Here is a 20,367-nt window from a genome sequence, read left to right on the forward strand (position 1 = left end):
ATGCTTGTGGACGGGGCGTCAGGCCGCGTACGGGCGGGCCGACTTGGCGTCACGCAGTGCGTGGGCCCACCAGGCGAGCTGGTCGAGCATCGCCTTGGCCGCGGTGTCCACCGCCGGGTCGTCGACGCGGCCGTCCGCCTCGAACGCGCCGTAGGCGTTGTGGAAGCTGACCGTGTTGCGGATGGTCATGGCGTTCAACTCGGCCATCACGACGCGGAGTTGCTCGACCGCGCGCAGACCGCCGGACAGGCCGCCGTACGACACGAACGCGATCGGCTTGCCGTGCCACTGCTCGTTGTGCCAGTCGATCGCGTTCTTCAGGGCCGCCGGGAAGCTGTGGTTGTACTCGGGAGTGACGAAGACGAACGCGTCGGCGGCCGCGAGGCGCGGCGAGACCAGAGCGAGCGCCTCCACGGTCTCGGCCGGTGCGTCCTGGCCGAAGGCGGGCAGGACGGTGGGCAGCGGGGTCTCGGTGAGGTCGACGACATCGGCGCGCAGGTCGTCGCGCTGCCCGAGGTGCCCGGTGAGCCACTTGACGACCACGGGTGCGAAGCGTCCCTCACGGGTGGAGCCGACGAGGACGGCGATACGGAGCGGAGTGCTGCTGGACATGGTGGGCCCCCTGGAAACGGTGATGGCGTACGGCGGGAACGGTGATGGCGTACGGCGTGATTGTGTACGGCGTATCTCCTGGCGTACAACGTACACAGCAATGTGTACGGCGTCTACTGGGGATACGCTGTACGCACAACATCGAGTGAGAGGGGTCGCGCCGTGGCGGCACGGAAGGACGAGGGCGGCAAGGGTGAGAGTCGGCTGGTCGAGCCCTCGCTCTGGGAGCGTCTTGAGCGGCCCGCACCCACGCAGCGCGCCTCACTGACGCTGGACCGGATCGCCGCGGCGGCAGTGGAGCTGGCCGACGAGGAGGGCGCCGCCGCCGTCACCATGCGGCGCCTCGCCACGAAACTCGGGGTCGCACCCATGGCCGCGTACCGGCATGTCTCGGGCAAGGGCGATCTGTGGGCGCTCATGTTCGACCGGGTCTCGGCCGGGCTCACGGTGCCCGACGAGGTGGCGGACTGGCGCGAAGTGCTGGGCTCCTTCGCCCTGCAGACGCGGGAGTTGATGCTCCGGCACCCGTGGCTCGGGCAGGTGCCGACGCCGCTGATCCAGCTCACTCCGGCCCGGATGGCCGTCGCCGAGCGGCAGTTGAGGGCGCTGACCGGCCACGAGCTCGACGCCGACTCGATGATGGCCGCGTTCCGCACGGTCGGCGCGTTCGTCCACGGCTCGACGCAGGTGGAGATCGCGTTGCGCCAGTACAAGGAGGAGCACGGCTGGGAGAGCGGTACCGAGACCCGGCAGGCGCTCGCGCCGCAGATGAACTACCTGATGGGTACCGGTCGTTACCCCACCTACAAGGAGTACGCCCTCTCCGCGAAGCGCAAGGACGACCCCGCCTGGGAGTTCGCGTTCGGCCTCGACTGCGTCCTCGACGGCATCGCACAGCGCCTCGGCATCTGAGGATCTCCGGAAAAGGGTGCGGCCCCGGCCCCTCCTGGACGGAGAAGGGGCCGGGGCCGCACGGGCCGGGCGGTTCTAGTACGAGGAGCCGGAGGCGCCCAGCGAACCCGTCGGGTGCCAGACCGTCTTGGTCTCCAGGAACTGCGTCAGACGGTCCGTGCCCGGGTCCGCGGAGAAGTCCTCCACAGGCTGGGGACGGCGTACGCGCTTCAGGTTGTCCGCGGCCGCGATCTCCAGCTCCTTCGCGAGGGCCGGGCCGGCGCCGGTGAGGTCGATGCCGTTCACGTCCTGGTGCGCGGCGAGGGACGGCGCGATCTCCGACGCCTTGCCGGACAGGATGTTCACCACGCCGCCCGGCAGGTCGGAGGTGGCGAGCACCTCGCCGAGGGAGAGGGCAGGGAGCGGCGCCTTCTCGGACGCGATCACGACCACCGTGCTGCCGGTGGCGATGACCGGGGCGATCACCGAGACGAGCCCGAGGAACGACGACTCCTGCGGCGCGACGACGGCGACGACACCGGTCGGCTCCGGCGTGGAGAGGTTGAAGAAGGGCCCGGCCACCGGGTTGGCGCCGCCCACGACCTGGCCGATCTTGTCGGTCCAGCCCGCGTACCAGACCCAGCGGTCGATCGCCGCGTCCACGACCGCGGCCGCCTTCGACCTGCTCAGGCCCTCTGCCTCGGCGACCTCGCGCACGTACTGCTCGCGGCGGCCCTCCAGCATCTCGGCGACGCGGTAGAGGATCTGCCCGCGGTTGTACGCGGTCGCGCCGGACCAGCCGCCGAACGCCTTACGGGCGGCGACCACCGCGTCACGGCCGTCCTTGCGGGACGCGAGCGGCGCGTTCGCCAGCCACTTGCCGCTCTTGGAGTCGGTCACTTCGTACACCCGGCCGCTCTCGGAACGCGGGAACTTCCCGCCCACGTACAGCTTGTAGGTCTTGAGGACGGACAGTCGCGTCGACTCGGAGTGCATGGCCTTCTCGGACTTCTCGGCCTTCTCGGATTTGTCAGACATCGAGGTACGCCTCCAGGCCGTGGCGACCGCCTTCGCGGCCGAAGCCCGACTCCTTGTAACCGCCGAACGGCGAGGTCGGGTCGAACTTGTTGAACGTGTTGGCCCAGACGACCCCGGCCCGCAGCTTGCCCGCGACGGCCAGGATCCGCGAACCCTTCTCGGTCCAGATGCCCGCCGAAAGCCCGTACTGGGTGTTGTTGGCCTTGGCGACGGCCTCCTCCGGCGTGCGGAAGGAGAGCACCGAGAGGACCGGGCCGAAGACCTCGTCACGGGCGATGGTGTGCGCCTGCGTGACGTTCGTGAACAGCGTCGGTGCGAACCAGTAGCCCGCGGAGGGCAGTTCGCACGGAGCGGACCAGCGCTCGGCGCCCTCCGCCTCACCGGTCTCGGTGAGCGCGGTGATCCGGGAGAGCTGCTCGGCGGAGTTGATCGCGCCGATGTCGGTGTTCTTGTCGAGCGGGTCGCCGAGGCGCAGCGTGGACAGACGCCGCTTCAGGCTGTCCAGCAGCTCGTCCTGGATCGACTCCTGGACGAGCAGGCGCGAGCCCGCGCAGCAGACCTGGCCCTGGTTGAAGAAGATGCCGGTGACGATGCCTTCGACGGCCTGGTCGAGGGGGGCGTCGTCGAAGACGATGTTGGCGCCCTTGCCGCCCAGTTCGAGCGTGGCCTTCTTGTCGGTGCCCGCGATCTGCCGGGCGATCGCCTTGCCGACGGCGGTGGAGCCGGTGAAGGCCACCTTGTTCACATCGGGGTGCGCGACCAGCGCGGCGCCCGCGTCGCCGTATCCGGGCAGGATGTTGACGACGCCCTTGGGCAGCCCGGCCTGGCGGCAGATGTCCGCGAAGAACAGCGCGGACAGCGGGGTCGTCTCGGCGGGCTTGAGGACCACCGTGTTGCCCGTGGCGAGCGCCGGGGCGATCTTCCACGCGAGCATGAGGAGGGGGAAGTTCCAGGGGATGACCTGGCCGGCGACGCCGAGCGCCTTCGGGTCAGGCCCGAAGCCCGCGTGGCCGAGCTTGTCCGCCCAGCCCGCGTAGTAGAAGAAGTGCGCCGCGACGAGGGGGAGGTCCGCGTCGCGCGTCTCCTTGATCGGCTTGCCGTTGTCCAGCGTCTCCAGGACGGCGAGCTCGCGGCTGCGCTCCTGGATGATGCGGGCGATCCGGAACAGGTACTTGCCGCGCTCCGCGCCGGGCAGTGCCGACCACGTACCGAATGCCTTCCGCGCGGCCCGCACGGCCCGCTCGACGTCCGCCTCGCCGGCCTGCGCGACCTCGGAGAGGACTTCCTCGGTGGACGGCGAGACGGTCTTGAAGACCTTGCCGTCGGCGGCCTCGGTGAACTCGCCGTCGATGAACAGCCCGTAGGACGGGGCGATGTCGACGACCGAACGCGACTCGGGCGCGGGCGCGTACTCAAATGCTTTTGCTGCGTGTGCTGCGTTTGTCATGGCGATCAGTCCACCGTCACGTAGTCGGGACCGGAGTAGCGGCCTGTGGAGAGCTTTTGGCGCTGCATCAGCAGGTCGCTCAGCAGGCTGGAGGCGCCGAACCGGAACCAGTGGTTGTCGAGCCAGTCCTCGCCGACTGTTTCGTTCACGATCACCAGGAACTTGATGGCGTCCTTCGAGGTGCGGATGCCGCCGGCGGGCTTCACGCCGATCTGTACGCCGGTGGCCTCGCGGAAGTCGCGCACGGCCTCCAGCATCAGCAGCGTGTTGGCGGGGGTCGCGTTGACCCCCACCTTGCCGGTCGAGGTCTTGATGAAATCGGCCCCGGCCAGCATGCCGATCCAGCTCGCGCGCCGGATGTTGTCGTACGTGGACAGCTCGCCGGTCTCGAAGATGACCTTGAGCCGGGCGGCGCCGGAGGCCTCCTTCACGGCGCGGATCTCCTCGTAGACCTTCATGTACTTTCCCGCGAGGAAGGCGCCGCGATCGATGACCATGTCGATCTCGTCGGCCCCCGCGGCGACGGCCTCGCGGACGTCGCCGAGCTTGACCTCGAGGGCGGCGCGGCCGGCCGGGAAGGCGGTGGCGACGGAGGCGACCTTGACGCCCGAGCCGGCGACGGCCTCCTTCGCCGTGGCCACCATGTCCGGGTAGACGCAGACGGCGGCGGTGCGCGGGGCGGTCCGGTCGGTCGGGTCGGGGTGGACGGCCTTGGTGCCGAGCGCCCGGACCTTGCCCGGGGTGTCGGCGCCCTCGAGGGTCGTCAGGTCGATCATCGAGATGGCCAGGTCGATGGCGTACGCCTTCGCCGTGGTCTTGATGGAACGGGTCCCGAGCGCGGCGGCGCGGCCCTCCAGGCCCACCGCGTCGACGCCAGGCAGTCCCTGGAGGAATCGGCGCAGGGTGGCATCGGAGGCGGTGGCGTCGGCCAGCGCGTGGCCCTTGGCGGGGGCGGGTGCAGTGGGCATGGTCACGAGGGGAGCATATCTACGCGCGTAGCGGCTGTATAGGGGGGTGGTTCTGCTCGGCTCTTCTGTGCCCGCACCCGGCGATGGTGCTCGGCCCCGGGGCTCTGCCCCGGACCCGCTCCTCAAACGCCGGAGGGGCTTGAGGAGCGGGGCTGAAAACTGCCCCGTCGGGGCTTCGGGCAGAATCAATGTATGAGCAGCCGCACCGTCACCTCCCCGGACCGGATCTATCGGTCGCCCGCCGGCATCGCGGGCGGTGTCGTGCTGCTTGCCCTCGGGGTCTGGCTCGGTGCCGACGCGGTGCTCGGCGGTACGGGCCGCACTCCTTGGCTGGCGCTCGCCGGGCTGCTTTTCGCGGTGCCGCTCGTCGTCGCGTTCACCATCCGCCCGGCCGTCTTCGGCAACGAGGACCGGCTGCGTGTGCGCAACCCGTTCCGGGTCATCACGCTGCCCTGGGCCGCCGTCGCGAACTTCCGCTCCGGCTACTCCAACGAGGTGTTCGACGAGGCGGGGAACAAGTACCAGCTCTGGTCCATCCCGGTCTCGCTGCGCGCCCGCCGCAAGGCCGCCACGCGCCCCGCGCGGCCGCGGACCGGCCGTCGTGGCGAGGAGCCGATGCCGAAGGCCCCGGCCGAGCGGCGCGCCCCCGCCGACCAGTCCATGGACGAACTGCGCGAGCTGTGCGAGTCGCGGGCCAAGGCCACGACGTCGCAGGGCGAGCCGACCGTCCGCTGGGCGTACGAGATCATCGCCCCTGCCGTGGCCGGAGCCGTCCTGCTCGTCGTCCTCGTCGCGCTGGGCTGACAGCCGTGCGCTATGGCGCGCTCGGCCACACCAGGATCATGTAGCCGCCGCAGTACGCCGCGCCGAGCACCGCCCCCGCCACCCCGAGCAGCAGGAACCGCCGTGACGCCCGCGCCATCACCAGGGCGATCGGGAGCAGCAGCGGGAAGCCGGGTGCGAGGAAGCGGGCCCGGGAGAAGTAGACGCCGCCGCTGCCGAGCACGATGGCGAGAAGTACCCCGGTGAAGATCAGCAGCGGCAGCGGCTGGCGGTCCCAGAGCGAGAACGCGTACAGGACGACGGACGCGAGCAGGGTCGCCGTCACGATCACCAGGAAGAGTTCGGGCGTCGAGTCGTAGGCGAGGAGCCCCCGGAAGTGGCGCAGCGTCTCGATGCCACCGTCCAATTCGTTGGCCCACAGCCGCTGTACGGCGAAGTAGCCGTCCCAGCGCCCCAGGCGCAGGCCGACCCATCCCACGTAGGCGAGCCAGCCCAGCGGGGCCAGCAGGACGCCCGTGAGCACCCGCCAGGAGAAGCGGCGGCGCAGCGTGAGCAGGCCGCACAGGCCGACGGCCGCGGCGAGGGCGATGCCGGTCGGCCGGGTCAGTCCGGAGAGCGCCGCCAGGGTGCCGGCCCACACCCACCGGCCGGTCAGCACCGCGTACAGGGACCACGCGACGAAGGCGGTGAACAGCGACTCGGTGTAGCCCATCCACTGGACGATGCCGACCGGGAAGCACGCCCAGAGGAACGTGAGCAGTACGCCCACGCGGCGCCCGTGCAGCCGGTCGCCGACGGCGAAGATCCCCCACGCGGCGGGGAGCGAGGAGACGGCCGCCAGGACCAGCCCCACGGTCGCCCGCGAGCCCGGCGTCACGGCGGCCACCGCCTTCACCAGGTACGGGTAGAGCGGGAAGAAGGCGAGATTGTTGGCGTCGTGCCTGGTGCCGAGCGTGTGCTCGTAGCCGTGGTCGGCGATGCCGAGGTACCACTTGGAGTCCCAGTCCGCGGCGAGCGCGGGCCAGATGCCGTGCCCCTCCTTGTGGGACCACACGCCGAAGACGAGCAACACGAACGTGCGGACGGCCGCGTACGCGAACAGGGCGGGTGCCGCTCGCCGCAGGGAGCGGGTGGCGCGGGTGCGCAGGCCGGTGATCGTGGTGCCCGGGGCCGTTCGGGTGCCCCGTGCCTCTGGCACGAGCGGGGTCTCGGTTGCGGTCGGGGGCACGTCTGCGGCTCCTGGGGGACGGGGGCGGTGCGTGCGCAACCTTCCCGTTGCCCCCGGGCCCCGTCGTCCCGCGTTCCGTCAACTGCCCTGCAGAAGTCACTCTTACGAGCGCCTCGGCGCCGTGACCGCGCCGCGTGTCGTGCGCGTCGGCGTCAGATCCCTGCCGCGGCCGACAGGTCCCGCTTGATCGCGGTCAGCAGGCCGGACGCCGTGGTCCGCGCCGCGGGCAGCGCGGCCCGGTCGGTCACCGGCACCACGACCTCCAGGTAGCACTTCAACTTGGGCTCCGTGCCGGACGGGCGGACGATGACGCGCGCGCCCTCCAGCGTGTAACGCAGGCCATCCGTAGGAGGCAGCCCGCCCGCACCGGCGGCGAGGTCCTCGGCGCGGGTCACCGCGAGCCCGGCGAGAGCCGTCGGAGGCTGCTCGCGCAGGCGGCGCATGGCGGCCGCGATGACCGAGAGATCCTCGACGCGCACGCTCAACTGGTCCGTGGCGTGCAGGCCATGGGCCAGAGCCAGGTCGTCGAGCGCGTCCAGGAGCGTACGGCCGCTCTCCTTGAGCTCGCTCGCCAGCTCGGTCACGAGCAGCGCGGCCGTGATGCCGTCCTTGTCGCGCACGCCCTCGGGGTCGACGCAGTAGCCGAGCGCCTCCTCGTAGCCGTAACGCAGACCCTCGACGCGGGCGATCCACTTGAAGCCCGTCAGCGTCTCCTCGTAGGGCAGGGAAGCCGCCTCGGCGATCCGGCCGAGCAATGACGACGAGACGATCGACTCGGCGAAGACGGTGGCGTCGCCGCTCACTCCCCGCTTCACGAGGTGCGCCGCGAGCAGCGCGCCCACCTCGTCGCCGCGCAGCATCCGCCAGCCGGCCCCGTCCCGGACGGCGACGGCGCAGCGGTCCGCGTCCGGGTCGTTGGCGATGATCAGGTCCGGGGCCACTGCCTGGGCGTCGGCCGTCGCGAAGGACAGGTCCATCGCGCCCGGCTCCTCCGGGTTCGGGAAGGCGACCGTGGGGAAGTCCGGGTCGGGCTCGGCCTGTTCGGGCACGAGCACCGGCTCGGGGAAGCCCGCGCGCGCGAAGGCTGCCAGCAGGGTCTCCTTGCCGACGCCGTGCATCGCCGTGTAGACGGCGCGGGCCGTGCGCGGGGACCCGGCGGCCAGGACCGCGTCCGTACGCGCCAGATACGCCTGGAGGACGTCGTCGCCGAGCGTCTGCCAGCCGGACTCCGGGCGCGCCACGTCGTGCAGCGAGCCCACCGCGTCGATCTCGGCGGCGATCTCCGCGTCGGCCGGCGGCACGATCTGCGAGCCGTCACCGAGGTACACCTTGTAGCCGTTGTCCCGGGGCGGGTTGTGCGAGGCCGTGACCTCCACCCCCGCGACCGCGCCCAGATGCCGTATGGCGAAGGCGAGCACCGGCGTCGGCAGCGGGCGCGGCAGCACCGCGGCGCGCAGCCCGGCGCCCACCATCACCGCCGCCGTGTCGCGCGCGAAGTCCGCCGACTTGTGGCGCGCGTCGTACCCGATGACGACGACGCCGTCGGTCTGCCCCTGCGCCTTCAGGTACGCGGCCAGGCCCGCGGCCGCGCGGATGACCACCGCGCGGTTCATCCGCATCGGGCCCGCGCCCAGCTCGCCGCGGAGGCCGGCCGTGCCGAACTGCAGCGTGCCCGCGAAGCGCTCGCCGAGCGCCGTGAGGTCCCCGCTGTCGATGAGCCCGGCCAGCTCCTCGCGGGTCTCCTCGTCGGGGTCCTCCGCCAGCCAGGTCTTCGCCAGGTCGAGCAGTTCGCTGCCTTGTACGGTCACGGTTCGCTTCGCTTCCTTAGGAGGACAGGTCGTCAGGCGTACGGGGTGCTCAGATCTTGGCGAGGACCCGGGTCAGCAGCTCGCCCATGCCCGCCGCGGAGTCGCGGCCGGCCTGGAGGACTTCCTCGTGGTTCAGCGGCTCGCCGGACAGGCCCGCGGCCAGGTTGGTGACCAGGGAGATGCCGAGCACCTCCACGCCCGCCTCACGGGCCGCGATGGCCTCCAGGACGGTGGACATGCCGACCAGGTCGGCGCCGAGGATGCCGGCCATCCGGACCTCGGCGGGCGTCTCGTAGTGCGGGCCGGGGAACTGGGCGTACACGCCCTCCTCCAGCGTCGGGTCGATCTCCTGGCACAGCGCGCGCAGGCGCGGCGAGTACAGGTCGGTCAGGTCGACGAAGTTCGCGCCGACGATCGGCGAGGTGGCCGTCAGGTTGAGGTGGTCGGAGATGAGGACCGGCTGGCCCGGACGCATGCCCTCGCGCAGGCCCCCGCAGCCGTTGGTCAGCACGAGGGTCTTGCAGCCCGCGGCGGCGGCGGTGCGCACGCCGTGCGCGACGGACGCGACGCCCCTGCCCTCGTAGTAGTGGGTACGGCCGAGGAAGACCAGGGCGCGCTTCTCCCCGACCTGGTACGAGCGGACCTTGCCGCCGTGCCCGGCCACGGCCGCGCCGGTGAATCCGGGCAGCTCGGTGAAGGGGAACTCGGCGGCCGGCGCGCCCAGCGCCTCGGCGGCCGGCGCCCAGCCGGAGCCCATCACGAGGGCGACGTCGTGGGTCTCGGCGCCGGTGAGCTCGCGCAGGCGCGCGGCGGCGGCGTCGGCGGCGGCGTAGGGGTCGCCCTGGAGGTTGTCCGGAGTAGCAGTAGCGTTCACGCGCCTGAGCGTAGCCGGTCAAGTCCTACGCGCGTAGATGACGAGCCTCACGGTATTGCGATCGTTGTCTTGTCGTTTCCGACGAAGCCCCGATCCGGGGCGGGTGATCCGGGCGGGCGCCTAACAGGGGCGCTTGCGCATCTCCATCACATAGTCGTGCGGGGCACCCGCCGACTCGGCCGCGTCCGCGATCTCGCCCAGGTAGCGCGCCGAGGGGAGGCCGCCCTCGTACCCGTTCAGGACGTACAGCCAGGCGGGCTCCTCGCCCTCGAGGGTGTCCACGCGCACCCGCATCCGCCGGTAGATGTCGAGCCCGACACCCTCCCAGCGGTCCATCGACTCCTCGTCCATGGGGGCGACGTCGTACAGCGCGACGAAGACCTGCGAGCGGGGCGCCTCCACGATCGTGGCCAGCGCACCCTCCCAGCCCATGTGTTCGCCCCCGAACGTCAGCCGCCATCCGGTGAGCCAGCCCGTCGCGCGCAGCGGCGAGTGGGGGGCGCGGCGCGTCATGAGCCGCGGGTCGAGATTGCCGGCGTACGCGGCGTAGAGCGACATGGGTCCGAGGGTACGGCAGTTGTCTCGCGCGCTCCGAGCGAAGTGGAGGACACCCCGCCAGGGCGTCCTCTTGAACGGTGCGGGACAATGGCGTACGTGACTCGGATCGTGATCATCGGTGGCGGACCTGGCGGATACGAAGCGGCCCTGGTGGCCGCCTCGCTCGGCGCGGAGGTGACCGTCGTCGATTGCGACGGTCTGGGCGGTGCGTCGGTGCTGACCGACTGCGTGCCGTCGAAGACCCTGATCGCCACGGCCGAGGTGATGACGACCTTCGACTCCTCGTACGAAGAGCTGGGGATCATCGTCGAGGACGACACCCCCGACCCGGACAGCCCGGCCCGCGTCGTCGGCGTCGACCTCGGCAAGGTCAACCGTCGCGTCAAGCGCCTCGCGCTCGCCCAGTCGCACGACATCACCGCCTCCGTCACCCGGGCGGGTGCCCGGGTGCTGCGCGGCCGCGGCCGCCTTGAGGGCCAGCAGGACCTGGACGGCTCCCGCAAGGTGATCGTCACGGCCGCCGACGGCACCGAGGAGACCCTCACCGCCGACGCCGTGCTCATCGCCACCGGCGGGCACCCGCGCGAGGTCCCCGACGCGCTGCCGGACGGCGAGCGGATCTTCAACTGGACGCAGGTCTACGACCTGGAGGAGCTGCCCGAAGAGCTGATCGTGGTCGGCTCCGGTGTCACCGGTGCCGAGTTCGCCGGCGCCTACCAGGCGCTCGGCTCCCGCGTCACGCTCGTCTCGTCCCGCGACCGCGTGCTGCCGGGCGAGGACCCGGACGCCGCCGCCGTCCTGGAGGACGTGTTCCGGCGCCGCGGCATGAACGTCATGGCACGCTCCCGCGCCGCCTCCGCCAAGCGCGTCGGCGACCGCGTCGAGGTCACCCTGGCCGACGGCCGGGTCATCTCCGGCACGCACTGTCTGATGGCGGTCGGCGCCATCCCGAACAGCAGCGGGATGGGCCTGGAGGACGCCGGGGTCAAGGTCAAGGAGTCGGGCCACATCTGGACCGACAAGGTGTCGCGCACGACCGCTTCCGGTGTGTACGCGGCCGGGGACGTGACCGGAGTCTTCGCCCTGGCGTCGGTGGCGGCCATGCAGGGCCGCATCGCCATGTACCACTTCCTCGGCGACGCGGTGACGCCGCTGAACCTGAAGACGGTCTCCTCGAACGTGTTCACGGACCCCGAGATCGCCACTGTCGGTTACTCACAGGCCGATGTCGACTCCGGAAAGATCGACGCCCGCGTCGTGAAACTGCCGTTGCTGCGCAACCCGCGCGCGAAGATGCAGGGCATCCGGGACGGCTTCGTCAAGATCTTCTGCCGTCCGGGCACCGGGATCGTGGTCGGCGGAGTGGTCGTCGCGCCCCGCGCTTCGGAACTGATCCACCCCATCTCGATCGCGGTCGACAACAACCTGACGGTCGAACAGATCGCGAACGCGTTCACCGTGTACCCCTCCCTTTCAGGCTCGATCGCCGAGGTGGCGCGGCAATTGCACACGCGGAAGGTCGCGGAAGAGGGCTGAGCCCCCTTCACCGGCGGGCATCAATTGACCCCGCATCACGGTGAGTTGCCGCCCGTGCGGTTGGCATAGGCGTACTGGATAGGCGTCCCGGTCGTGCCTATACCACTCCCTGGGCAGTTGTGCGAACAGAACCTGTAATTCGGCGCAAACAGCTGAAAGCAGACGGTCGTTGGGGTTACTGTCAGTTTCGTGTTCGCTGCAGAACGTCGTCAATTGATCCTCGAAATGGTGCGGGCCAATGGAGCGGTATCGCTCCGGGAGCTCGCCCGCGTCGTCCAGACCTCTGAAGTGACCGTACGGCGGGACGTGCGCGCACTGGAGGCAGAAGGACTCCTCGACCGCCGACATGGCGGTGCGGTATTGCCGGGCGGATTCACGCGGGAGTCCGGCTTTCCGCAGAAATCACATCTCGCGACCGCAGAGAAGACGGCCATCGCCGATCTCGCCGCGGGTCTCGTCGAAGAAGGCGAAGCCATCGTGGTGGGCGCGGGGACGACCACGCAGGAGCTGGCCCGCCGGCTCGCGCGTGTGCCGGGACTGACCGTCGTCACGAATTCCCTTCTGGTGGCCCAGGCGTTGGCGCATGCCAATCGCGTCGAGGTCGTCATGACGGGTGGCACTCTGCGGGGTTCCAACTATGCGCTGGTGGGCAGCGGGGCGGAGCAGTCCCTTCAGGGGCTGAGAGTCTCCCGGGCCTTCCTGAGCGGCAGCGGCCTGACGGCCGAGCGCGGGCTCTCCACGTCCAACATGCTCTCCGCATCGGTGGACAGGGCCCTCGTGCAGGCCGCGGCGGAGGTCGTCGTGCTCGCCGATCACTCCAAGCTCGGCACCGACACGATGTTCCAGACGGTGCCGACGGATGTGATCACGCGGCTTGTGACCGACGAGCCGCCCGCGCACGACGACCGGGCCGCCACGGAGTTGCAGGCGCTGGCCGACCAGGGTGTGCAGATCGCTGTCGCCGGGGCAGGTCCGGTGTCGGCCGGGGGCGGTGATCCCGTCCCGGCGCGGCAGTCGCGCCGGGATGTCCCGCTGCCGGGTCAGCGCCGGCAGCAAATCCCTGGCGGGGCCCACCCGTTGAGGAGCGCGGCGGGAATGGACGCGGGTCCCGAGCGTTCAGCCCGGGTCGCGGATCTCAGGCGGCGCTGAATTGAATCGCCGGTTTAGCCCCTCCGGCGATTGAGGAGCGGGGTCCGGGGCAGAGCCCCGGGGCCTCGCGCCGTTGCTGGTTGCTGATTCGCCGGCGGGTGCCACGCCATCGTGGTTGCTCGCGCCCCGCGGCGGGGCCGCTGATCGATACAGCCCCGCGCCCCTAGGGGGCTGTGATGCCCCGGAGCGTCAATCGCAGCAGGCGGTCTGCCAAGTCCGGGTCCGACGGAGTCTCCTCCGCGGCCAGCGCGATCGCGTTGGTGAGCTGAAGCAGATCCGTGATGGAGACGTCCTCGCGTACCGCGCCGGCCTGCTGGGCGCGAAGAAGCAGCGCAAGGCCCGCCTCCCGCATCGGCGTACTGCACCGTGCAAGCGCCGAACTCGTGTCCTGGGAAGCCGACATGAGGGCCCGGGACAGCCCCCGGTACTCGCTCGCATGCGTGATGATCTCGCGCAGCCATGTCACGAGTGCCGAACACGGCTGCGGGGCGTCGAGGAGCGCCTTGGAGCGAGCGAGCAGATCACTCACCGCCTCTTCGAAGACGGCGCTCACCAGCGCGTACCGGTTCGGAAAGTGCCGGTACAGCGTGCCGATGCCGACCCCGGCGCCGCGCGCCACGTCCTCCAGGGACGCACCCGTCCCGTGCTCGGCGAAGGCCGTACGGGCCTGGGCGAGCAGCCGGTCGTAGTTGCGGCGCGCGTCCGCACGCATGGGGCGGGCGCGTTCGTACTCGGTGTCGGACGTCATCGGGCCTCCCTGGGCGTGCGCGGAGATCTCAAGGATGCCTGATCGGCCGTTCGAGCCGACGGGCGGGACGGGCGGGGAACGCCGAAGCGCCCGCCGGACCGGGAGGGGTCCGAGGGGCGCTCCGTGCGTGGTGGGTGGTGCGTCAGTCCTTGATCTCGCAGATCGCGGCGCCCGACGTGAGGGACGCCCCGATCTCGGCGGACAGGCCCTTGATGGTGCCGGACTTGTGCGCGTTCAGCGGCTGTTCCATCTTCATGGCCTCCAGGACGACGATCAGGTCGCCCTCCTGGACCTCCTGGCCCTCCTCGACGGCGACCTTGACGATGGTGCCCTGCATCGGGGAGGCGAGGGTGTCGCCGGAGGCGGCGGGCCCGGACTTCTTGGCCGCGCGGCGCTTGGGCTTGGCGCCCGCCGCGAGTCCGGTCCGGGCGAGGGACATGCCGAGCGACGACGGGAGGGAGACCTCCAGGCGCTTGCCGCCGACCTCGACGACGATCGTCTCGCGGTCGCCGTCCTCGTCCTCGGCGTCCGCGCCGCCCGGGGCGAACGGCGGGATGTCGTTGTCGAACTCGGTCTCGATCCACCGCGTGAAGATCGTGAACGGGGCGTCGGAGCCGGTCAGTTCGGGTGCGAACGCCGGGTCGGCGACCACCTTGCGGTGGAACGGGATGGCCGTGGCCATGCCGTCGACCTCGAACTCGGCCAGCGCGCGGGCGGCCCGCTGAAGGGCCTCCTTGCGGGTACGGCCGGTCACGATCAGCTTGGCGAGCAGCGAGTCCCAGGCCGGGCCGATGACCGAGCCGGACTCGACGCCCGCGTCCAGGCGGACACCGGGGCCTGACGGCCCGTCGAACGTGGTCACGGTGCCGGGCGCGGGCAGGAAGCCGCGGCCCGGGTCCTCGCCGTTGATGCGGAACTCGAAGGAGTGACCGCGCAACTGCGGGTCGCCGTAGCCGAGTTCCTCGCCGTCGGCGATGCGGAACATCTCGCGGACCAGGTCGATGCCGGCGACCTCTTCGGTGACCGGGTGCTCGACCTGCAGACGGGTGTTGACCTCCAGGAAGGAGATCGTGCCGTCCGCGCCGACCAGGAACTCCACGGTGCCCGCGCCGACGTAGCCGGCCTCCTTCAGGATCGCCTTGGACGAGCTGTACAGCTCTTCCATCTGGGCGTCCGAGAGGAACGGCGCCGGGGCCTCCTCGACCAGCTTCTGGTGGCGGCGCTGCAGCGAGCAGTCGCGGGTGGACACGACCACCACGTTGCCGTGGGAGTCGGCCAGGCACTGGGTCTCCACGTGCCGCGGCTTGTCCAGGTAGCGCTCCACGAAGCACTCGCCGCGCCCGAAGGCGGCGACGGCCTCGCGCACCGCGGAGTCGTACAGCTCCGGGACTTCCTCCAGGTTGCGGGCGACCTTCAGGCCGCGGCCGCCGCCACCGAAGGCGGCCTTGATCGCGATCGGCAGGCCGTGCTCCTGGGCGAAGGCCACGACCTCGTCCGAGCCCGACACCGGGTCCGGCGTACCGGCGACCAGCGGGGCACCCGCGCGCTGCGCGATGTGCCGGGCGGCGACCTTGTCGCCCAGGTCCCGGATGGCCTGCGGCGGCGGGCCGATCCAGATCAGGTCCGCGTCCAGCACGGCCTGCGCGAACTCCGCGTTCTCCGACAGGAATCCGTAGCCGGGGTGGATCGCGTCCGCCCCCGAGTCCTTGGCTGCCTGGAGCACCTTGCCGATGTCCAGGTAGCTGGTGGCCGGGGTGTCACCACCCAGCGCGAAGGCCTCGTCGGCCGCGCGGACATGCAGAGCGTCCCGGTCCGGATCGGCATAAACGGCAACGCTTGCGATCCCTGCGTCCCGGCACGCCCGGGCCACGCGGACAGCGATTTCGCCACGGTTGGCGATGAGCACCTTGCGCACGATGGCTCCCTCCTTGAAACAAGCCGAGTTTAGGGACTGCCGACACGGGCTTACGACCCGTCCCCGATGGTGAGCTTGCCCACACGGAGTGTGACTCGGTCCCCGCTCGCCTGCGAAACCCCTTGTCTCGCCTGGCTGTGCGGGATCCCTCGGGGCAACCCTAGCCCGGTGATGTGGCCAAGGTCTCTGTGAGACCGTGCTGCGCCCGGTCGGCATTCTTTGTGGAGTCCCTACGAATGGCCCAATGATTCTTTGCCATGGTCGGACCTCTTGTCCCTGGGTTTACCCGTTAGTAGCGTTCGCGATGTCTCGAACGAACTCGAGGTAACAGCCGTTCTACGGCGGCGTAGTCGAAAGTGGGTGGACCCGGTGGCGCGCAGACCGGTGGCGTGGGTGGCGGCGATCGTGTTGCTCGCGGAGGCGCTCGGGATCGGGTTCGTGAACTGGTTCCTGGGGCTGGTCGTCGAAGGGCAGGACATGTCGCTCGCCGGGCTCGACCCGCAGGCGATGTCGGTGGGCGCCTGGGTCGCCGGCGGGGTGTTCGGGATCTATCTCGTGCTGTGCGCGTTCGTGCTGGCACGAGCGGCGGCCACCGACCGGTCGCCCGGCACCGTCGGGCGGATCCTGCTGATCAGCGCGGCCGTCGTGCACGGCCTGCTCGGCGCGTTCTGCGTCGGCCTGGTGGGCTGGCCCGCCTTCGCCTTCATGATGGTCGTGCTCGCGCTGGTCGTGTTCACCCTGGTCGCCTACGACCGCAGGGACCAGGCCGGCGCCGTGGGCAACGACAACGGCGCGGCCACGCCGATGCCCGGCCCCGCTAGCTCGCCGGAGCCCACAACTCCGTGATGCCGACGCCCAGTTGGGCGAGGAGGCGGCGCAGCAGGGGCAGCGAGAGGCCGATCACGTTGCCGTGGTCGCCGTCGATGCCGTCGATGAACGGGGCCGAGCGGCCGTCGAGCGTGAACGCGCCCGCCACGTAGAGGGGTTCGCCGGTCGCCACGTACGCGGCGACCTCCGCGTCGCTCGGCTCGCCGAAGCGGACGACCGTGGAGGCGGTGCCGGAGGCGTACGTGCCGGACTCGGTGTCGTACACGCAGTGGCCGGTCTGCAGGGTGCCCGCGCGGCCGCGCATCGCCTTCCAGCGGGCCGTGGCCTCCTCGGCGTCGGCGGGCTTGCCGAGTGCCTCGCCGTCCAGGTCGAGCACCGAGTCGCAGCCGATGACGAGCGCGCCGCCCGCTTCGGGCCGCGCCGCCACGACGGACGCCTTGGCCTCGGCGAGAGCGAGGGCGAGCTCGGCGGGCGTGGGGGCCGTCACGGCGTCCTCGTCGACCCCGCTGACGATCACCTCCGGCGCGAAGCCGGCCTGCCGCAGCAGGCCCAGGCGGGCGGGCGACTGGGAGGCGAGGATGAGGCGGCGCGCGGCTGTCATACCGGCCAGCGTAGAGGAACCGGCATCCCCTACAGAACGCCGAGACCCAGCACCACCATGGCCACGAACATGGCGAGCGCCACCACGAGACCCGCGCGGCGCAGCATCTCCTGCGTTTCGCGGAGCTCCTTCGGGGGCTCGTTCTCGGGATCGGACCACAGCACACCCCGATACTGCGCCGCGCCCGCGCGGAGCGCCTGAGTACGCGTACTCAGGCGCTCCGCGCGGGCGAACTACGTCACGCGGGCCAGTACGTGCGGGACCAGCTCGCCGGGCCCGGGGCCGGCAGGCGGCGGCGGGCGATGCGGGAAGGGTCGGCCCACGCGTCCCGCTCCGCCGCGGCGGCCGGGGCCCCGGTCTCCGCCGCGGCGCGGGCCTGAACCACCGCCAGTGCGGCGGCCAGCTCCTCGGGGGTCGGATTTCCCCGTACGACCTTGATCATCATGATCCGGGCTCCTCGCGGGGTAGGGCTTACAGGGGGATGTTGCCGTGCTTCTTCGGCGGCAGCGACTCGCGCTTCGTGCGCAGCTGACGCAGACCCTTGACGACGTGGGCGCGGGTGTCGGAGGGCAGCACCACGGCGTCGATGTAGCCGCGCTCGGCCGCCGTGTACGGGTTGAGGAGCGCGTCCTCGTACGCCTGGATAAGGCGTGCACGCGTCGCCTCCGCGTCTCCGGAGGCATCGGCGGCGGCCAGCGTCTTGCGGTGCAGGATGTTCACCGCGCCCTGCGCGCCCATGACGGCGATCTGCGCGGTGGGCCACGCCAGGTTGAGGTCCGCGCCCAGGTGCTTGGAGCCCATGACGTCGTAGGCGCCGCCGAACGCCTTGCGGGTGATGATCGTGATCAGCGGCACCGTCGCCTCGGCGTACGCGTAGATCAGCTTCGCGCCGCGCCGGATGATGCCGGTGTGCTCCTGCTCGACGCCCGGCAGGAAGCCTGGCACGTCGACGAAGGTCAGCACGGGGACGTTGAAGGCGTCGCAGGTCCGCACGAAGCGGGCGGCCTTCTCGCTCGCGTCGATGTCCAGGCAGCCGGCGAACTGCATCGGCTGGTTGGCGACGATGCCCACCGGGTGGCCCTCGACACGGCCGAAGCCGGTGAGGATGTTCGGCGCGAACAGCGACTGCGTCTCGAAGAACTCGGCGTCGTCCAGGACGTGTTCGATCGCCGTGTGCATGTCGTACGGCTGGTTGGCGCTGTCCGGGATGAGGGTGTCGAGCTCGCGGTCCTCGTCGGTCTGCGCCAGGTCCGCCTCCTCGGGGAAGGCGGGCGGCTCGCTCAGATTGTTCGACGGCAGGTAGGACAGCAGCGACTTGACGTACTCGATCGCGTCCTTCTCGTCGCCCGCCATGTGGTGCGCGACGCCGGACTGCGCGTTGTGCGCCCGCGCGCCGCCCAGCTCCTCGAAGCCGACGTCCTCGCCGGTGACCGTCTTGATGACGTCGGGCCCGGTGATGAACATGTGGCTGGTCTGGTCGACCATCACCGTGAAGTCGGTGATCGCGGGGGAGTAGACCGCGCCGCCCGCGCACGGCCCGACGACCAGCGAGATCTGCGGGATGACGCCGGACGCGTGCGTATTGCGGCGGAAGATCTCGCCGTACATGCCGAGGGCCATGACGCCCTCCTGGATGCGGGCGCCGCCGGAGTCGTTGATGCCGATGACCGGGCAGCCCGTCTTGAGGGCGAAGTCCATCACCTTCATGATCTTCTGCCCGTAGACCTCGCCGAGCGCGCCGCCGAAGACGGTGAAGTCCTGCGAGAAGACAGCCACCGGGCGGCCGTCCACGGTCCCGTACCCGGTGACCACTCCGTCGCCGTACGGCTTGTTGGCGTCCAGGCCGAAATCGGTGGAGCGGTGCCGCGCGAACTCGTCCAGCTCCACGAACGAGTCCTCGTCGAGCAGCAGCCCGATCCGCTCACGGGCCGTCAACTTGCCCTTGGCGTGCTGCTTCTCGACTGCGCGCGCGGATCCCGCGTGCGTCGCCTCGTCGATCCGGCGCCGCAGATCCTCGATCTTGCCTGCGGTGGTGTGGATGTCGGCACTCTGGTGGTCTTCCAACTCGGACATCGGGATGCGGCTCCCTGCCTGATTCGACGCTGCTCACGGGGGATGGTGTACGGGGGAAATAAGTGCGGCTACTGACTCGTAGGGTAGTGGCGCGAATACCGTTCGGCAGTGCGGCGTTTGCCACACCTAGGCTGGGTTGCATGACGCCGCGAGATGGTTCAGACGCGCACGACAGCCGTTGGTCCGACCTGGACCGGCCGCCCCTGGGAGCGGCCGGGCTGCGCCGCTCGCTCGTGCGGGGTGATGGACTCTGGTCGTCCGTGGAGGTGGTGCCCCGTACGGGGTCGACCAACACGGACCTGGTGGAGCGGGCCGTCGCCGGCTCCGCGCAGGAGGGCGCCGTACTGATCGCCGAGGAGCAGAGCGCGGCGCGCGGGCGCCTGGACCGGCGCTGGTCGGCTCCGCCGCGCTCGGGCCTCTTCTTCTCCCTCCTGGTCAAGCCCGGCGAGCATGAGGTGCCGGTGGCGCGCTGGGGCTGGCTGCCGCTGCTCACCGGCGTCGCCGTCGCCAGCGCCCTGTCCGCCACGGCCGGCGTCGACACGGCGCTGAAGTGGCCCAACGACCTGCTCGTCACCGTCGACGGCGAGGAGCGCAAAGCCGCGGGGATCCTCGCGGAGGGCTCCGGCGCGGGCGGGGTCGTCATCGGCGTCGGGCTCAACGTGTCGCTGCGCGCCGACGAGTTGCCCGTCCCGACGGCCGGTTCGCTGGCGCTGGCCGGGGCGAAGGTGCTGGACCGGGAGCCGCTGCTCCGGGCTGTGCTCAGGTCGTTCGAGCGGTGGTACCTGGAATGGTGCGCGGCCGAGGGGGACCCGGGGCTTTCGCGTCTGCAGGAGGCGTACGCGGCGGGGTGCGCCACGCTGGGGCGTTCGGTGCGGGCGATTCTTCCGGGGGACCGGGAGCTGGTGGGTGAGGCGGTTGCCGTGGACGGGGACGGGCGGTTGGTGATCCTGTCTGCCGACGGGGGGCGGGAGGCTGTCGGGGCCGGTGACATCGTGCACCTGCGTCCCGCGTAGGGGTCGCCTTCTCGTCTGCCCGGTTCTTGTTCGGTGGGCGGCCGCGGGTGGCGTCGTGGCTGGTCGCGCAGTTCCCCGCGCCCCTGGAGCATGCGGCTTCGCCGCAGCCCCATGAGATGGCGCACGCAGTGCGCATCTCAGGGGCGCGGGGAACTGCGCGAGAAGTCCCCGCCGGGCCGCGGGTGACGACGCACCCGGCCCGGCACGGCCCAGGGCACCGATGACAAGCGGCGCTCACGCAACACACGCCCCCGGACGGAGTGACGTGGCGCACAGAGGGCTGTCGTAGAGTTGAGC

20 protein-coding genes are annotated in these 20,367 nt (G+C 71.1%); 6 read left to right on the forward strand and 14 right to left on the reverse strand.

Features of this window, described 5'->3' with window-relative positions; translation table 11 throughout:
* Window positions 1-18: 18 nt before the first annotated feature.
* Entirely contained in the window at window positions 19-612 is a 594-nt protein-coding gene (locus ACIREE_RS00780) for an NADPH-dependent FMN reductase (protein WP_404144534.1), read from the reverse strand.
* Window positions 613-774: 162 nt separating this feature from the next.
* On the opposite strand from ACIREE_RS00780, the gene ACIREE_RS00785 reads away from it, so the two are divergent.
* Window positions 775-1,524 carry a TetR/AcrR family transcriptional regulator gene (locus ACIREE_RS00785; RefSeq protein WP_404144536.1) on the forward strand — a complete coding sequence of 250 codons (750 nt, stop codon included), beginning with the start codon at window positions 775-777 and terminating at the stop codon, window positions 1,522-1,524.
* A 75-nt stretch (window positions 1,525-1,599) separates the two neighbouring features.
* Here the strand turns inward: ACIREE_RS00785 and ACIREE_RS00790 are convergent, their stop codons facing one another.
* Genes ACIREE_RS00790 through deoC form a run of 3 tightly spaced genes read right to left on the reverse strand, consistent with a single transcriptional unit; the run spans window position 1,600 to window position 4,956 of the window.
* Complete coding sequence (locus tag ACIREE_RS00790) at window positions 1,600-2,541, reverse strand: aldehyde dehydrogenase family protein (protein WP_404144537.1); 942 nt, start codon at window positions 2,539-2,541, stop codon at window positions 1,600-1,602.
* Window positions 2,534-3,988, reverse strand: coding sequence for an aldehyde dehydrogenase family protein (locus ACIREE_RS00795; RefSeq protein ID WP_404144538.1), 1,455 nt, complete (start codon window positions 3,986-3,988; stop codon window positions 2,534-2,536). Before ACIREE_RS00795 ends, ACIREE_RS00790 begins: the two co-directional genes overlap by 8 nt.
* A 5-nt stretch (window positions 3,989-3,993) precedes the next feature.
* Window positions 3,994-4,956: a deoxyribose-phosphate aldolase gene (deoC, locus tag ACIREE_RS00800; protein WP_404145287.1), complete on the reverse strand. Its 963-nt coding sequence runs from the start codon at window positions 4,954-4,956 to the stop codon at window positions 3,994-3,996.
* Between the two features lie 192 nt (window positions 4,957-5,148).
* Here deoC and ACIREE_RS00805 point away from each other — a divergent pair, with 192 nt between their 5' ends.
* A complete protein-coding gene (locus ACIREE_RS00805; protein ID WP_404144540.1) occupies window positions 5,149-5,760 on the forward strand; it encodes a PH domain-containing protein in 612 nt (203 codons plus the stop codon).
* A gap of 10 nt (window positions 5,761-5,770) precedes the next feature.
* Here ACIREE_RS00805 and ACIREE_RS00810 read toward each other — a convergent pair whose 3' ends face one another.
* The 4 genes from ACIREE_RS00810 to ACIREE_RS00825 all read right to left on the reverse strand — a co-directional run bounded on the left by ACIREE_RS00810 (window position 5,771) and on the right by ACIREE_RS00825 (window position 10,207).
* Window positions 5,771-6,967 carry a hypothetical protein gene (locus tag ACIREE_RS00810; protein WP_404144541.1) on the reverse strand — a complete coding sequence of 399 codons (1,197 nt, stop codon included), beginning with the start codon at window positions 6,965-6,967 and terminating at the stop codon, window positions 5,771-5,773.
* Window positions 6,968-7,119: 152 nt separating this feature from the next.
* Complete coding sequence (locus tag ACIREE_RS00815) at window positions 7,120-8,775, reverse strand: phospho-sugar mutase (protein ID WP_404144543.1); 1,656 nt, start codon at window positions 8,773-8,775, stop codon at window positions 7,120-7,122.
* Between the two features lie 49 nt (window positions 8,776-8,824).
* The gene (locus tag ACIREE_RS00820; RefSeq protein ID WP_404144544.1) at window positions 8,825-9,649 is read right to left on the reverse strand and encodes a purine-nucleoside phosphorylase; all 825 of its coding nucleotides are present in this window, start codon (window positions 9,647-9,649) and stop codon (window positions 8,825-8,827) included.
* Between the two features lie 120 nt (window positions 9,650-9,769).
* The gene (locus ACIREE_RS00825; RefSeq protein ID WP_363196813.1) at window positions 9,770-10,207 is read right to left on the reverse strand and encodes a gamma-glutamylcyclotransferase; all 438 of its coding nucleotides are present in this window, start codon (window positions 10,205-10,207) and stop codon (window positions 9,770-9,772) included.
* Window positions 10,208-10,294: 87 nt separating this feature from the next.
* Between ACIREE_RS00825 and ACIREE_RS00830 the strand changes: the two genes are divergently transcribed.
* Both ACIREE_RS00830 and ACIREE_RS00835 read left to right on the forward strand, forming a co-directional pair.
* Complete coding sequence (locus tag ACIREE_RS00830; protein WP_404144546.1) at window positions 10,295-11,743, forward strand: NAD(P)H-quinone dehydrogenase; 1,449 nt, start codon at window positions 10,295-10,297, stop codon at window positions 11,741-11,743.
* A gap of 189 nt (window positions 11,744-11,932) precedes the next feature.
* Window positions 11,933-12,892 (forward strand): DeoR/GlpR family DNA-binding transcription regulator, encoded by a 960-nt coding sequence (locus ACIREE_RS00835; protein ID WP_404144548.1) that lies wholly within the window; start codon window positions 11,933-11,935, stop codon window positions 12,890-12,892.
* Between the two features lie 163 nt (window positions 12,893-13,055).
* On the opposite strand, the gene ACIREE_RS00840 is transcribed toward ACIREE_RS00835, so the two are convergent.
* A complete protein-coding gene (locus tag ACIREE_RS00840) occupies window positions 13,056-13,640 on the reverse strand; it encodes a TetR/AcrR family transcriptional regulator (RefSeq protein ID WP_404144550.1) in 585 nt (194 codons plus the stop codon).
* Between the two features lie 142 nt (window positions 13,641-13,782).
* Window positions 13,783-15,555: a biotin carboxylase N-terminal domain-containing protein gene (locus ACIREE_RS00845; RefSeq protein ID WP_404144551.1), complete on the reverse strand. Its 1,773-nt coding sequence runs from the start codon at window positions 15,553-15,555 to the stop codon at window positions 13,783-13,785.
* 369 nt (window positions 15,556-15,924) lie between these two features.
* Here ACIREE_RS00845 and ACIREE_RS00850 point away from each other — a divergent pair, with 369 nt between their 5' ends.
* The gene (locus ACIREE_RS00850) at window positions 15,925-16,401 is read left to right on the forward strand and encodes a hypothetical protein (RefSeq protein ID WP_404144553.1); all 477 of its coding nucleotides are present in this window, start codon (window positions 15,925-15,927) and stop codon (window positions 16,399-16,401) included.
* On the opposite strand, the gene ACIREE_RS00855 is transcribed toward ACIREE_RS00850, so the two are convergent.
* From ACIREE_RS00855 to ACIREE_RS00870, 4 genes are all read right to left on the reverse strand, one after another.
* The gene (locus tag ACIREE_RS00855; RefSeq protein ID WP_404144554.1) at window positions 16,373-16,984 is read right to left on the reverse strand and encodes a nucleoside triphosphate pyrophosphatase; all 612 of its coding nucleotides are present in this window, start codon (window positions 16,982-16,984) and stop codon (window positions 16,373-16,375) included. The two genes, ACIREE_RS00850 and ACIREE_RS00855, sit on opposite strands and share 29 nt — an antisense overlap.
* 29 nt (window positions 16,985-17,013) lie before the next feature.
* A complete protein-coding gene (gene mmpB, locus ACIREE_RS00860) occupies window positions 17,014-17,148 on the reverse strand; it encodes a morphogenic membrane protein MmpB (protein ID WP_363196806.1) in 135 nt (44 codons plus the stop codon).
* 74 nt (window positions 17,149-17,222) lie between these two features.
* Window positions 17,223-17,429: an acyl-CoA carboxylase epsilon subunit gene (locus ACIREE_RS00865; RefSeq protein WP_404144557.1), complete on the reverse strand. Its 207-nt coding sequence runs from the start codon at window positions 17,427-17,429 to the stop codon at window positions 17,223-17,225.
* 26 nt (window positions 17,430-17,455) lie between these two features.
* On the reverse strand, window positions 17,456-19,057 hold the full coding sequence (locus ACIREE_RS00870) for an acyl-CoA carboxylase subunit beta (protein WP_404144558.1): 1,602 nt from the start codon (window positions 19,055-19,057) through the stop codon (window positions 17,456-17,458).
* Between the two features lie 140 nt (window positions 19,058-19,197).
* On the opposite strand from ACIREE_RS00870, the gene ACIREE_RS00875 reads away from it, so the two are divergent.
* Complete coding sequence (locus ACIREE_RS00875) at window positions 19,198-20,070, forward strand: biotin--[acetyl-CoA-carboxylase] ligase (RefSeq protein ID WP_404144559.1); 873 nt, start codon at window positions 19,198-19,200, stop codon at window positions 20,068-20,070.
* Window positions 20,071-20,367: the final 297 nt, after the last annotated feature.

The sequence above is a fragment of the Streptomyces sp. NPDC102467 genome, from assembly GCF_044765445.1.
In the GTDB taxonomy this organism is placed as follows: domain Bacteria; phylum Actinomycetota; class Actinomycetes; order Streptomycetales; family Streptomycetaceae; genus Streptomyces.

Bases quoted from the DNA above. Each gene is read 5' to 3' on its own strand.
- ACIREE_RS00805 (WP_404144540.1), top strand. From the start codon at position 5,149: ATGAGCAGCCGCACCGTCACCTCCCCGGACCGGATCTATCGGTCGCCC.
- deoC (WP_404145287.1), bottom strand. From the start codon at position 4,956: ATGCCCACTGCACCCGCCCCCGCCAAGGGCCACGCGCTGGCCGACGCC.
- ACIREE_RS00870 (WP_404144558.1), bottom strand. From the start codon at position 19,057: ATGTCCGAGTTGGAAGACCACCAGAGTGCCGACATCCACACCACCGCA.
- ACIREE_RS00875 (WP_404144559.1), top strand. From the start codon at position 19,198: ATGACGCCGCGAGATGGTTCAGACGCGCACGACAGCCGTTGGTCCGAC.
- ACIREE_RS00795 (WP_404144538.1), bottom strand. From the start codon at position 3,988: ATGACAAACGCAGCACACGCAGCAAAAGCATTTGAGTACGCGCCCGCG.
- ACIREE_RS00780 (WP_404144534.1), bottom strand. From the start codon at position 612: ATGTCCAGCAGCACTCCGCTCCGTATCGCCGTCCTCGTCGGCTCCACC.
- ACIREE_RS00825 (WP_363196813.1), bottom strand. From the start codon at position 10,207: ATGTCGCTCTACGCCGCGTACGCCGGCAATCTCGACCCGCGGCTCATG.
- ACIREE_RS00840 (WP_404144550.1), bottom strand. From the start codon at position 13,640: ATGACGTCCGACACCGAGTACGAACGCGCCCGCCCCATGCGTGCGGAC.
- ACIREE_RS00830 (WP_404144546.1), top strand. From the start codon at position 10,295: ATGGCGTACGTGACTCGGATCGTGATCATCGGTGGCGGACCTGGCGGA.
- ACIREE_RS00790 (WP_404144537.1), bottom strand. From the start codon at position 2,541: ATGTCTGACAAATCCGAGAAGGCCGAGAAGTCCGAGAAGGCCATGCAC.
- ACIREE_RS00865 (WP_404144557.1), bottom strand. From the start codon at position 17,429: ATGATGATCAAGGTCGTACGGGGAAATCCGACCCCCGAGGAGCTGGCC.
- ACIREE_RS00855 (WP_404144554.1), bottom strand. From the start codon at position 16,984: ATGACAGCCGCGCGCCGCCTCATCCTCGCCTCCCAGTCGCCCGCCCGC.